Source organism: Caballeronia sp. KNU42 (assembly GCF_053760385.1).
Genome location: NZ_CM132390.1, coordinates 1,334,792 through 1,347,439, shown reverse-complemented (window position 1 = coordinate 1,347,439; position 12,648 = coordinate 1,334,792). Strand labels below are relative to the sequence as shown.

Annotated in this window: 14 protein-coding genes; 6 read left to right on the top strand and 8 right to left on the bottom strand. The window is 61.7% G+C overall.

What is annotated here, in order from left to right:
• Window positions 1-304: 304 nt before the first annotated feature.
• The 3 genes from ACSOSP_RS37280 to ACSOSP_RS37270 all read left to right on the top strand — a co-directional run bounded on the left by ACSOSP_RS37280 (window position 305) and on the right by ACSOSP_RS37270 (window position 1,861).
• Entirely contained in the window at window positions 305-721 is a 417-nt protein-coding gene (locus ACSOSP_RS37280) for a hypothetical protein (protein ID WP_455314033.1), read from the top strand.
• A 108-nt stretch (window positions 722-829) separates the two neighbouring features.
• Window positions 830-1,429, top strand: a complete 600-nt coding sequence (locus ACSOSP_RS37275) for a short chain dehydrogenase (protein WP_455314032.1) — start codon at window positions 830-832, stop codon at window positions 1,427-1,429.
• On the top strand, window positions 1,430-1,861 hold the full coding sequence (locus ACSOSP_RS37270) for a GNAT family N-acetyltransferase (protein WP_455314031.1): 432 nt from the start codon (window positions 1,430-1,432) through the stop codon (window positions 1,859-1,861).
• 15 nt (window positions 1,862-1,876) lie between these two features.
• On the opposite strand, the gene ACSOSP_RS37265 is transcribed toward ACSOSP_RS37270, so the two are convergent.
• From ACSOSP_RS37265 to ACSOSP_RS37230, 8 genes are all read right to left on the bottom strand, one after another.
• A complete protein-coding gene (locus ACSOSP_RS37265) occupies window positions 1,877-2,806 on the bottom strand; it encodes an SMP-30/gluconolactonase/LRE family protein (protein WP_455314030.1) in 930 nt (309 codons plus the stop codon).
• Between the two features lie 59 nt (window positions 2,807-2,865).
• Window positions 2,866-4,443 carry an aldehyde dehydrogenase (NADP(+)) gene (locus ACSOSP_RS37260; protein WP_455314029.1) on the bottom strand — a complete coding sequence of 526 codons (1,578 nt, stop codon included), beginning with the start codon at window positions 4,441-4,443 and terminating at the stop codon, window positions 2,866-2,868.
• Window positions 4,444-4,683: 240 nt separating this feature from the next.
• Complete coding sequence (gene otnI, locus ACSOSP_RS37255; protein ID WP_455314028.1) at window positions 4,684-5,514, bottom strand: 2-oxo-tetronate isomerase; 831 nt, start codon at window positions 5,512-5,514, stop codon at window positions 4,684-4,686.
• A 181-nt stretch (window positions 5,515-5,695) separates the two neighbouring features.
• On the bottom strand, window positions 5,696-6,034 hold the full coding sequence (locus ACSOSP_RS37250) for a thioredoxin family protein (protein WP_455315355.1): 339 nt from the start codon (window positions 6,032-6,034) through the stop codon (window positions 5,696-5,698).
• A gap of 165 nt (window positions 6,035-6,199) precedes the next feature.
• Entirely contained in the window at window positions 6,200-6,730 is a 531-nt protein-coding gene (locus ACSOSP_RS37245; RefSeq protein ID WP_455314026.1) for a chromate transporter, read from the bottom strand.
• Window positions 6,727-7,335 carry a chromate transporter gene (locus ACSOSP_RS37240; protein WP_455314025.1) on the bottom strand — a complete coding sequence of 203 codons (609 nt, stop codon included), beginning with the start codon at window positions 7,333-7,335 and terminating at the stop codon, window positions 6,727-6,729. Before ACSOSP_RS37240 ends, ACSOSP_RS37245 begins: the two co-directional genes overlap by 4 nt.
• 167 nt (window positions 7,336-7,502) lie before the next feature.
• Window positions 7,503-8,462, bottom strand: a complete 960-nt coding sequence (gene panE / locus ACSOSP_RS37235) for a 2-dehydropantoate 2-reductase (RefSeq protein WP_455314024.1) — start codon at window positions 8,460-8,462, stop codon at window positions 7,503-7,505.
• A gap of 75 nt (window positions 8,463-8,537) precedes the next feature.
• Entirely contained in the window at window positions 8,538-8,816 is a 279-nt protein-coding gene (locus ACSOSP_RS37230; protein ID WP_455315354.1) for a hypothetical protein, read from the bottom strand.
• Between the two features lie 526 nt (window positions 8,817-9,342).
• Here ACSOSP_RS37230 and gndA point away from each other — a divergent pair.
• The 3 genes from gndA (at window position 9,343) to ACSOSP_RS37215 (ending at window position 12,635) form a co-directional block, all read left to right on the top strand.
• Complete coding sequence (gene gndA, locus ACSOSP_RS37225) at window positions 9,343-10,749, top strand: NADP-dependent phosphogluconate dehydrogenase (protein WP_455314023.1); 1,407 nt, start codon at window positions 9,343-9,345, stop codon at window positions 10,747-10,749.
• 184 nt (window positions 10,750-10,933) lie between these two features.
• Window positions 10,934-11,503 (top strand): DUF4365 domain-containing protein, encoded by a 570-nt coding sequence (locus ACSOSP_RS37220; protein ID WP_455314022.1) that lies wholly within the window; start codon window positions 10,934-10,936, stop codon window positions 11,501-11,503.
• Entirely contained in the window at window positions 11,493-12,635 is a 1,143-nt protein-coding gene (locus tag ACSOSP_RS37215) for a hypothetical protein (RefSeq protein ID WP_455314021.1), read from the top strand. Before ACSOSP_RS37220 ends, ACSOSP_RS37215 begins: the two co-directional genes overlap by 11 nt.
• The last annotated feature ends 13 nt before the right edge of the window (window positions 12,636-12,648 follow it).

The window sequence follows — 12,648 nt, the reverse complement described above, 5'->3', positions numbered from 1 at the left end:
GCGCGGCGGGCTGCGCGGTGGACTGTGTAAAGCCTGCCGTCGGATGCAGCATCGTTGCAATGTCGTGGCGTCACCAAGCTGCTTTGTGCCTTGTTTCGCGCCGTAGTCGCGATAAAAACGCCGGCAGCAAAGCGGGCTTTCGTCAGGCAAATCGCCGCTGCACGCGCCGCTGCGTGGCGCTACGAAACTAAAAGCAAGCGATGTTCCCAGCTTGTCCGTGATCTGGCACGACCCATGCATACCACTCCCGCGAATCAGACGAATGCAGCACGATGCATCGAAAAACCACGCGGCGGGGGACGGCATGAACACAACCAATACGTTATCGAACGAAGCGTTACAGCAGACGCAAGGCGTGCACGCACCGTGGCGCGAGCAAGCGTTTCCCACTGCACTGGTGTGCCTCGGGCTGGCGTACGCATTGTCATGGGCCGAGATGGGGTTGGCGCTGATGACCGGTCCGGGCGAGCCCATTGCCGCACTGATTGCATCGCGTGCGTTGATTGGCGGCTTGTATGTTTGCGTGGCGTTTCGCCTGCAGTGGGCGCGGTGGATTACCGTTGTGCTCGGCCTCGCCGCGGCCGTGCTGGTAGGTCCCATGCTCGGTGCGGAATGGCGTGCCTTCCCTGTTGCGGCGCTCATCACCGGCGTTGTACTTGTGTTCAAGCTGGCGGCGTCGATCTTCTTACTCTTGCCGGACGCATCGCACAAGAGCCGTTGAAGTTCAGGTTGAAATTGAAGCCCACCTGAGAAAGACCGGCCGGAACGCTTGTTCAAGCGGCCTGTAAATCGCACAATGAGAGCCCGTTTCTTCTTCGATGAGACTCTCATGAAAATTGCCGTCATCGGTGCAACCGGCACAGTCGGCCGCGCCGTGTTCTCCGAATTCCAGCCGCGTCACGAAGTCTTCGAGATCGGCGCCACGCGAGGGGCGCATCGCGTCGATCTGACAAAGATCGACAGCATTCATGCGCTGTTCAAATCGATCGGCCAGGTCGACGCCATCGTTGCTACCGCCGGGCACGTTCACTTCGGTGAACTCTCGCAGATGACCCCCGAGCAATTCCGCATTGGCCTCGACGACAAACTCATGGGTCAGGTCAACCTCGTGCTGGTCGCGCAACAGTACGTGAACGATGGCGGCTCGTTCACGCTGACCAGCGGAATCGTGGGCGATGAACCCATCAAATATGGCGCAAGCGCCGCGGCTGTCAATGGCGCCATTGAAGGTTTCGTGCGAGGAGCCGCGATCGAACTGCCGCGAGGCCTGCGCATCAACGTCGTGAACGCGACCATGCTGGAAGAAGCCCGCGAAGCGTTCGGCCCGTATTTCCGCGGCTTCGAAGCGGCGTCCGGTGCGCGCGTTGCGCTCGCCTACAGCCGTAGCGTGGAGGGCCTCGAAACCGGCCGTATCTACAAGGTGCGTTGAATGGTTCGCGAATGGTCGAGGGACGATTATCGCGTCACCACGGACATCAGGTCATTCGACTTCGACGTCGTGCATCGGTACCTGAGCGAGGTGGCCTACTGGTCACCCGGCATCTCGCGCGAGAAGGTCGAGCGCGCTGCCGCGCATTCCCTGGCGTTCGGCCTGTTCCATCGCGACGCGCAGATTGGTTATGCGCGCGCGATCACGGACACGGTGAGCTTCGCGTATCTCGCCGATGTGTTCGTGCTTCCCGGCCGTCAACGCGACGGCCTGGGCACATGGCTGGTGGAGTGCGTGCTGGCGCATCCGGATTTGCAGGGCTTGCGCAAGATGATGCTGACGACTTCAAGCGCTCACACGCTGTACGCCCGGTTCGGTTTCGTCGTGCCTGCGCAGCCGGAAAAGCTGATGGAAAAGCGCGCGCCGCAGTGACGCCGGCGTGATGTTTCAGCCGCCGCTCACTCCCTGTGTGTTGACGTAAACCGAGTAGAGGCCGTGACTCGCCGCCATGAACAAGCGGTTGCGATAACGGCCTCCAAAACACACGTTGGCGCAGCGCTCGGGCAGCGCGATATGTCCAATCGCTTCACCTTGCGGCGTGAAGATCCTGACGCCGTCCAGTTCGTCGCTGCCCATGCCCCAGCCGCACCACAGGTTGCCGTGCACATCTACGCGAAAACCGTCGGGCGTGCCCTGCCCGGCATCGATCAACTCGCGTTGATTCGCAAGCTTCAGGCCGTCGCTCGAGAGATCGAAGGCGAGGATCTTGCGCGGCGACGCACGGGAATCGACGATATAAATCACCGACTCATCAGGTGAAAATGCGAGTCCGTTCGGGCCGATCAGCGTGTCGGTCATCATGGAGATCTCGCCGCTCTTGCCATCCACGCGATACACCGCCGGTTTGAGCTCCGGGTCCTTGCGCTCGCCTTCATAAAAGCCGTCTATGCCGAAGCTCGGGTCGCTGAACCAGATTGAGCCATCGGATTTCACGATCACGTCGTTCGGTGAATTGAGCGGCTTGCCGTTGTATCGATCAGCTAGCACGGTGATCGAACCGTCGTACTCCGTACGTGTTACGCGGCGCGTGAGATGCTCACACGTGACCAGCCGTCCTTCGCGGTCGCGGGTGTTGCCGTTGGCGTTGTTCGATGGCTTGCGGAACGTGCGGACCTCGCCTGTTTCTTCGTCCCAGCGCAGCATGCGGTTGTTCGGAATATCGCTCCATACGAGCGTGCGGCTGTCACCGAACCAGACCGGGCCCTCGGACCAGCGTGCCCCCTGATACAAACATTCGACCGATGCCATCGCGACACGCAGTGCGTTAAAGCGCGGATCGAGTATTCGGACGGCGGGATCGGGATAACGGCGCTCCATCTGTTTTCATCTCCTTGGTTTGAGTCGTTTGAGTCGCTTGAGTCGTGTGTTCAACGGGTTCAGTTGGGTCCGAGTTCGCCATCGCGCAGACGCCACAGGCTTAGCGGGTTGTCATCCTGAAGTGCAAGCGGCAGCAAAGCCGAGGGCAGGTCCTGGTAGCACACAGGCCGCAGGAAGCGTTCGATCGCCATCGCGCCGACCGAGGTCGCGCGGCTATCGGATGTAGCCGGATACGGCCCGCCATGCACCATGGCATACGATACTTCAACGCCGGTCGGAAAGCCGTTCGCCAGAATGCGCCCGGCCTTGCGTTCGAGGATCGGCAGCAGGCGACGCGCGAGCGGCACGTCGTCGGTTTCCATTTGCAGCGTCGCCGTCAACTGGCCTTCAATCCGGCGTGCCAGGTCCAGCATCTCGTCCTCGCCGCGGCAAATCACGATCAGCGACGTGGGTCCGAATATCTCATCCTCGAGCTGCGGCGTGGCGAGAAATTTCTCGGCGCTCACGGTATAAAGCGCGGGCAGCGCCGGACACGACGCATCGGATTCGGCGCCGGTCGCAACGCGCTCCACGCCCGACTCATCGCGCCGCGCAACGCCTTCCTGATACGCGGCCGCGATGCCTGCCGTCAGCATGGTCTGGGCGCCCTTCTTTTCGACAGCGCTCACTGCGTAATCAATAAACGCCTGCAAATGAGGGCCTTCCAGCGCCAGCACGAGACCCGGGCTGGTACAAAACTGGCCGACCCCGAGCGTCACTGAATCGACAAAACCGGTCGCCAGCGATTCAGCCCGCGCCGCCAATGCGCCCGGCAGCACAAAGAACGGATTGATGCTGCTCATCTCGGCGAAGACGGGAATCGGCTCGCGGCGCCTGGATGCGATCTCGATCAACGCCAGGCCTCCGCGCCGCGAGCCCGTGAACCCGACCGACTTGATGGCCGGATGCGCGACCAGCGCTTCACCTATCGCGTTGCCCGAGCCCACTACGAGCGAGAACACACCTTCGGGCAATCCTGAATCCGCCACTGCCTTCTGGATCGCGCGCCCGGCCAGTTCGGACGTGCCCAGATGCGCCGGATGCGACTTCACGATCACGGGGCAACCCGCGGCGAGCGCGGCGGCAGTGTCACCGCCGGCCACCGAAAACGCCAATGGAAAATTACTCGCGCCGAACACGGCAACGGGTCCGACGGGAATCTTCTGCAAACGCAGGTCGGGACGCGGCAACGGCTTGCGTTCCGGCTTAGCCGAATCGATCGTGGCTGACAGCCAGCGGCCCTCGCGCACGAGCGACGCGAACAATTTCAATTGACCGATCGTGCGAGCGCGCTCGCCTTCGAGCCGCGCTTTCGGCAGCGCGGATTCGGCCTGTGCGCGTTCGATCAGCGTATCGCCAAGTCCGGCAATGTTGTCCGCAATCGCTTCCAGGAACTGCGCACGCGTTTCGAGCGGCGCGAGGCGGTAGGTATCGAATGCCTGCTCGGCAAGGTCGGCCGCGCGAGCGACTTCCAACGCTCCGCCACCACCAAAAACCGGCTGCAAGTCGACGCCGCGCGCCGGATCGAAGGCATGCAGCGTGGCGTCCTTTCCGCGCACCGCCGTCGCACCGATCAACATTTCTCCGGTGATCTGCATGTGAACTCTCCTGAATGCAGCGCCTGTCGCGAACCGCGATGGTCGCCGTGGGTGACAAAAAAACCAGGTGGCACGAGACGCAAGCGAACCCGGTTTTTTCCGTGGACTCTCACGCCGCAGAGAAAGTTTCAGCGTCGTGCGGGCGGTTCGAGCGCTTCCTTCGCCGTGGTCAAAGCGAACTGCCGGCCCGGACGTCGCGCATCAGGCCAGCATCGGGCCTTTCGCGCCTTTTGGGCAGGCTCATGATGCGCGGTCCGCATGACGATACGGCGTGAGCCAGCCCAAGCCGTCGGAGGTGCCTGCGCGCGGCCGATACTCGCAGCCGATCCACCCGCCATAGCCGAGTGAATCGATGAGATCGAACAGGTACGGATAGTTGACTTCGCCCGTATCCGGCTCGTTGCGGTAGGGTATGCCTGCTACCTGGATATGGCCGATACCCGCGTTGCGCCGTTTCATGTCGCGGCGAAGCTTGACGGCCAGGTCGCCTTCCACGATCTGGCAGTGATAGCAGTCGAACTGGACTTGCAGGTTCGGCAAGCCGATCTTTTCGCAGATCGCCTGCGCTTCATCCTGCCGGGTCAGGAAATAGCCGGGCATGTCACGCGTATTGATTGGCTCGATCACGATGGTGACCCGAGCCGAGTGCGCCATGCTCGCGGCCAGCGTCAGGTTCTTGATATAGACATCGCGATGCTGTTCGCGCGAGTCGTGCGCCTCGCGATTCGTTCCGTGCTTCGGTCCGATCAGCCCCGCCATGACATGGACGCGATCGTTGCCGAGCGCCGCGGCATAGTCGAGGGCAATCTCCATGCCGCGCCTGAACTCCTCCTCGCGTCCCGGCAGCGACGCGAGGCCGCGTTCACCGCCGGTCCAGTCACCCGGTGGCGCATTGAACAGCACTTGCTTCAGGCCATTGTCCGCGAGCTGGGCCTTGATCTCCGCCGGCGGAAAGTCGTAGGGAAACAGGAACTCCACCGCCTTGAAACCATCACGCGCCGCCGCGCTGAAACGCTCGAGGAACGCATGTTCGTTGTACATCATGCTGAGGTTGGCGGCGAAACGCGGCATGGTGAACCTCCTGCTGGTCAGGGTGACGCACGGCGTTCAAGCATTGCCGCAGCGCTCTGCAAGACGAGCTGCGCAACTCCCGCGCCCGGTTTGCGCATTGGCCGCCATGACCTTCGCCATCACCCTTCGAAGCGATGATATTCCCGTAAGCTGCGCCGGCAATGATCAGTAAAAACCCTCATCATGGCGAAACCGGATGGTCGATCAGCGCGAATGCATCGCGAATTTCCGATGTGCTTTTCGGGCGCACGACCCGCGCGACCTCGATCCCGTTGTCGAGGAAGATCAGCGTTGGCCAGAGTTTGACCCTGAACGAGCGGCCGAGCGGGCGGCCGCTGCCGTCCTCGATCTTCAAATGCCGGACGCCGGCGTGCTCCTCGAAAGCACCCGCAATCAGCGGCTGGGCAGCGCGGCAATGGCCGCACCAGGAGGTGCCGAACTCGATCACCGCCGGCCCACTCAGCGCGTCGATCTCAGCGCGCGATGGCGCAGTGAGTGCGAATTCAGTGGTCATCGCCATCAGTACTTCCTCCTCGAAACGAAACACGTGACAAGCAAATACGGCCGGTCGCCGGATGTTCATGACATCGCCGAACTCGTTGATACCGGCTGACCAGCACGTCCCTATTCGCAAGGCCGATGCCCGCAACGGGCCCTGCCCTTCGCCCTTAAATTCGACCCAAGCCTAGAACTGCCCGAAGCCGGTCAGCCCGATCAGGGCGCCCGCAGCCAGCAACCACAGCGGATGCAGCTTCGTCCTGAACGACAGGAACGCAATGACTGCCGTGATGGCCGTGAGCACCCAGCGAGTATCCGACGCTTCGGCAATCAACGACGCGCTCGCCGCGACGAGGCCGGCTGTCATGGGTACGAGGCCGAGTTGAACGTAGCGCCGCCACGGATGGTGCTTGAAGCGTTCCCAGGCGTGCATGGCCGCGACCGTCACGATTGACGACGGGCCGAATTTTGCAATCGATGTCACCAGCACGCCCGGCCAGCCGGCCACATGCCAGCCGATCAGCGTCACGATCATCATGTTCGGTCCGGGCGCAGCCTGTGCAAGCGCGAACAGCGCAGAAAAATCCGCCTTCGACATCCACTGATGGATATCCACTACCTGCCGCTGCATCTCGGGCAGGATGGTATTGCCGCCGCCGAAGGCGAGCAGTGAAAGCTGGCTGAAAATGGCCGCAAGGGAAGCGAGATCGTGATTCATTGGCTCTCCCCGCGCTTAACCTGCGGCTTCACTTCCGGCTTCACTTCGCGATTCACCCTCGACGCGACGAAGATCGAAACCGGTGTGAGCACGAGCATCACCGGCAACAACGGCAAGCGCAGCAACGCGATCGCGATGAACGCCAGGACCGCGACCGCCGCCATGGAGAGTTTGTGCCGCAACGGCCACGCCACCTTGATCGCCATCGACACCAGCAAGCCCGCGGCCGCCGCGGCGAGTCCCGCGAACAAATGGCGGATGTGCGGGTCTTGATGCGTGCGTTGATACAGCACGCCGAGTCCGATCACGATCAGCGAGGGCCCGACGATCAACCCAAGCAGGCCAGCCAGCGCGCCCGCCACGCCGCGAAATTTCATGCCGAGCGCAACCGATAGGTTGATCACGTTCCCGCCCGGCAAAAACTGGCAAAGGCCCAGCAGATCGACGAATTCGTCGGGGGTGAGCCACTTGCGCCGCTCGACTATTTCACGCCGTGCGAGCGGCAGCGCGCCGCCGAACGCGGTCAGCCCGAGCGTCAGGAAGCCGATAAAGATTTCCGCGACAGTCGGCGGGGCGAGCCGCTCTTGCAAGGCATGATCGTGCATGGTTCGGCGAGCGTTACTTTCGAGAAGCGCAAAGCGTAGCGCTTTATAGCGGTTGCTTCAAAGTCCGAAATGGCTGTTTAAAGCGCGAAGCGGATTTTTTCGGGCAGCAAGGCGCGATGCCGCTGCAACTGCCGGCATCCGCCCCGCTCCCATCGCCGCGATCCGGCTTACGAAGCCTTGACGTCACCACGTTCGCGGCGGGATTCGTAAGCTTTCAAATGCGTGTAGGCGGTCGAGAAAACCGGTGTGCTGATCGAGCCTCCGTGCGCCGCTTTGACCTGATTGGCGCGTGCAATCAAATCGCCCACGATGTGGTCCGCTTCGATGCGCGCACCGTTCTCCAGATCGCGCAGCATCGAGGCGGTGATCGTGGAGCCGGCCTCCGTGAACATGCCCCGCGCACGCGCGACCACTGCCTCCCCGGGCGTAAAGCCGTTCGCGGATGCGATAGCGCGAGCTTCATCGAAGAGATCGAGCAGCAGCTTCTGGCCACCCGGCGCCGCGATGATGTCGCCGACCGGCGCGCGCATCAGGCAGGTGCCCGCCGCGAGCGTCGCGAGAAACACCCACTTTTCCCACATCGACTGGATGATCTCGGGACTGGCGAACGCGTCGAACTGCGCGCCGGTCAACTGCGCGGAGATAGCCTCGATACGCGCCGATATTCCGCCCGCGCGCTCGCCGAACGCCATGGAATGCAGCTTGTTCAAGTGAACGACAGTGCCGTCGGCGTCGAGCGTCACGGCCGCGATGCACTGGCCGCCGAGCACGCGCTCGGCGCCGAATTGCGCTTCGAGCACATCGAGGTGATGCATGCCGTTGAGCATCGGCAGGATGGCGGTGTTCGGGCCGACCGAGGTTTTTATCGACTCGATGGCGCCGTCGAGATCGTAAGCCTTGCAGCTGAGCAGGATCAGGTCGAACGGCTCCCGAACGTCTTTCGCCAGCACGATGGGCGGATTGGGTATCGACAGGTCGCCGTTCGGGCTGCGCACGTTGAGGCCCGTCTGCGCGAGTTGCGCGGCCCGCCGCTCGCGTACGAGGAATGTCACGTCGCGGCCGGCTTCGAGCAGCCGCCCGCCAAAATAGCCGCCAATCGCGCCCGCGCCCACCACCAGAATCCGCATGTCCTGCTCCTTGCATTTAGTCTGATCACAACGCCGGCCGCAGGTGCGGCGGCGCCGCCTTAATTACCGGCCTTTCTACGCTTGCCAGACGCCATACCCGGCTTCCCGCAAGCCGATTGCCAATTCCACTTCCATCTCCCGCGCGCCTTCGTACGGCATCGGGTTATACAGTTCGTAGAGCTGCGGCAACAATCGCAGCCCGAATTCCCGCGCATACCGGTTGGACTGGATGCCGGCCTTGTGCTTGTCGAAACGGACATCGGGATCGATGCCCGTCATGCCTACGTAGACAAAGGGCTTGCCGAGCACGTAATCCGGATTTGCGCGCCGGAAACGCGCTTCGTTCCAGACCATGTCGGCCAGTTCGATCACGTAGACGTGGTAGTGGTGACTCCTTGGCCGCGCCTTTGGTTGAGCCTTTGGTTGCGTCTTTTTCCGAAGCGCCATGCCGTTGTCCTGCAGTTGCCCTGTCGTTGCGCTGCCGTTGCCCTCGTTGCCCTGCCACGCCTGGTTCCAGCGAGTCGAGTCGCGCCGCGCCTGAAACCTGCCGCGGATGCTCATTCTAGACTGGTGTCAGGCAGGCTGCCCGGGCGCCGCCAACGCGCTCTCCGGCCGCTCTCCGGCCGTGCAAGCGCGTGCGATGTCTGCCAGCGCCGTGTCAAAGTGGTAATCTCGCTCCGTCTGCGCGTTCTGCGCGGCGTTTGCGTGTTTCCGCCTGCCAGGCTGACGGGAATACGTAGTGTCCGTGCCGCTTTTGCCACTGTTTCATGGCGCGAGAGCCAGTCCGGAACGCCGCCGCGGACACCGCCCCAATTGACAAATCGCATCCGTCGCGTGTGTCGCCACGAGCCGCCCGCGCTTCGGTCATTCGGAGAGAAACATGAGCAAGCAAGCAATCGGCGTTGTCGGCCTCGCCGTCATGGGACGCAATCTGGCGTTGAACATCGAGAGCCGCGGCCACGCGGTGTCGGTGTACAACCGCAGCCGCGAAAAAACCGACGAGCTGATAGCCGAGCATCCCGACAAGAAGCTCGTGCCCGCGTACACGCTGGAAGAGTTTGTCGAGTCGCTCGAGAAACCTCGCCGCATCCTGCTGATGGTCAAGGCTGGCCAGGGCACCGACGCCACCATCGACTCGCTTCGTCCTCTGCTCGACAAGGGCGACATCCTGATCGACGGCGGCAACACGCATTTCACCGACACCATCCGCCGCAACACCGACCTCGCCAAGTCGGGGCTGCATTTCATTGGCACGGGTGTGTCGGGCGGTGAGGAAGGCGCATTGAAAGGCCCGTCGATCATGCCGGGCGGGCAAAAGGAAGCGTACGACCTGGTGGCTCCGATCCTGACCGAGATTGCCGCCAAGGCGCCGGATGGTGAACCGTGCGTGGCGTACATGGGCCCGGACGGCGCGGGACATTACGTGAAGATGGTGCATAACGGGATCGAATACGGCGACATGCAGTTGATCGCCGAAAGCTACGACGTGCTCAAGCGCGTGGCGGGCTTGTCGAACGAAGAACTGGGTAAGGTGTATGTCGAGTGGAACAAGGGTGAACTGGACAGTTACCTGATCGAGATCACCTCGAAGATCTTCTCGAAGAAGGATGAAGAGACGGGCAAGGACCTGGTCGATGTGATTCTCGACCGCGCGGCGCAAAAGGGCACGGGCAAGTGGACGAGCCAGAATGCGCTCGACCTCGGTGCGCCGTTGCCGCTGATCACGGAAGCTGTGTTTGCGCGCGTGCTGTCTTCGCTGAAGGATCAGCGGGTTGAGGCGAGCAAGCAGTTGACGGGACCCACGCCGAAGTTCGATGGCGATCGCGATGCCTTCGTGGAAGCCGTGCGGCGCGCGTTGTTCCTGAGCAAGATCGTTTCTTACGCGCAGGGGTTTGCGCAGTTGCGTGCGGCGTCGGAAGAGTACAAGTGGGACTTGCAATACGGTCAGATCGCGAAGATCTTCCGGGCGGGCTGCATTATCCGTGCGGGCTTCTTGCAGAAGATCACGGACGCCTACAAGACCAACGCGGACTTGCACAACTTGCTGCTCGATCCGTATTTCAGCGACATCGCGACGAAGTATCAGGGTGCGTTGCGTGATGTGGTTGTCGCGGCGGTGAAGGCGGGCGTGCCGGTGCCGGCGTTCTCGTCCGCAGTGGCCTATTACGATAGCTACCGGTCGGAGACATTGCCGGCGAATCTCGTGCAAGCACAGCGCGATTTCTTCGGCGCGCATACGTTCGAACGGGTCGACAAGAAGGGCAGCTTCCACGCCGACTGGTCTTAAGGCGCTAAGCCGCTGAGAAGCCGCTGGTCTTTGCGCTAGTTCAACGCCGACGCCTTCGCGTCGGCGTTTTCTTTTGCCTTTGGCAAGTCGTCAAATTTTGTCGCAGCGAATTTTTCCACAAGTCGAATAACGGTGTTTTCCCCTATGCTTTCCTGTCGATGGATAACGCAACGGCAGGAAGACCATGGCAACAGCACTTACAGTATTAAATCGGGAATCGGAGTTGAGCTACGCTTACCTCCACGCTATTGCATCGCACGCGGGCGTCAACTGCAAGACGAGCAACCGGCACGACGACAACGCCGGGATCGATGCCATGCTGACCGGTTGGGAGCCATTTCCGAATGGCGGAAGCCTGACCGAAGTCGACATCAAGGTCCAGCTGAAAGCCAGCATCAAGCCGCCATTCGACGACGGTGACTCGCTCTCCTATTTCCTGTCCGGCACGCAGCAATACGACGATCTACGCCGCGAAACGCACGCATCGCCGCGAATACTCGCCGTGTTGTTCCTGCCGCCGAAAGCGGAAGACTGGCTAACACACTCACACGAGCAACTCGTGCTTCGAAAATGCGCGTACTGGGTCAGTCTGCGAGGCGCGCCGCCAACGGACAACCTTGCCGGCGTCACGGTAAAGATCCCGAAGCATCAGGTGTTCGACGGCGCCGGGCTCATGCAACTCATGGCGAGCATCTCGCGTCGCGAAATTCCTGCCTATAAAGCTCCCGCTCATCGAGTCACTCATGGCAATTAAAGATCTGTCACCGTCGGCACTACGCGATTTCGTGAAATCGCTGGGATGGCAGTCGCTGCCCGATGGCATTGTGGACCGTCTTTACGTCATGCATCACGCTGACATGCCGCGTCGCCAGATCGTCATTCCCATGGATCAGGACGCGCCAGACTACGCCGAGGCATGTGAACTTGCGTTGTCCAAACTCGCGGACCTGCAGGGTATGAAGCTGGCGGACCTGATCCAGCTCGCCGCCATCTCGCGTGACGACTCCATTTACTATCGCGTGACGAGCAGCGGCTCTGTTGATGACGGCCTGCCCTTGTCGTTCGCCGCTTCAATGCTGCAGGGAGCGGAGCAGATCCTGCTTGCGTCCGCGTGTACCGTCTTGCGTCCCCAGACACATCACCCGCGTCTGCACAGGGCTGAAGCTACTCAGCTTGTCGGTCATGCACGCCTCGGACATACCGAGCGAGGCAGTTTCGTGGTTCGCGTGTCGTGTCCTGTTGACGCCATGCAGACGCCTTCCGTGCCCGACCTCGCGTACGCAAACGATTCGTTTGTCCGCATGACCATGCTTACCGCCAGAAACGGCGTGCGGCAACTCGTCAAGGCCATCGAAGAGGACGCGCTGAGCCGCTTCGTGGAGTCGCAAAGAGCGGCGGCGTCGCCTATCGTCTCGTCGAATCTTTGCGAAGCGCTGACGCGTCTTCACCATGACGACGTACGCAACAACATCGACATGTCGTTTCGTTGGGCAACGACCGTAGCCTTACCGCGCGACCCTACGGTCAATGAAAGCATCAGCATTCGAAGCCATTACTTCGCGCGCATTGACGAGGTACGCCAGGAACTGCGCGCGGTCGAGCGCGACCGCGACGACGTATTCATTGGCACAGTCGAGCATCTGAACGGTGAATTCGACATTGAAGGAAATCGCGCCGGTGAGGTAGTCATGGCGCTGCTTCTTCGTGAGGGCGAGATCATCAAGGCCCGCGTTGTACTCGACCAGGAACAGTACGCGAGGGCAGTCACCGCTCACCTTGACGATCGCGCCTTGATTCGGATCGCCGGACGCCTGCGTCCCGGTCGTCAACCACGTAGCATGACCGAAGTAACGAGCTTTATTCTGATCGGTCCGGGTCTTGGCTAATACAAATTAGGCT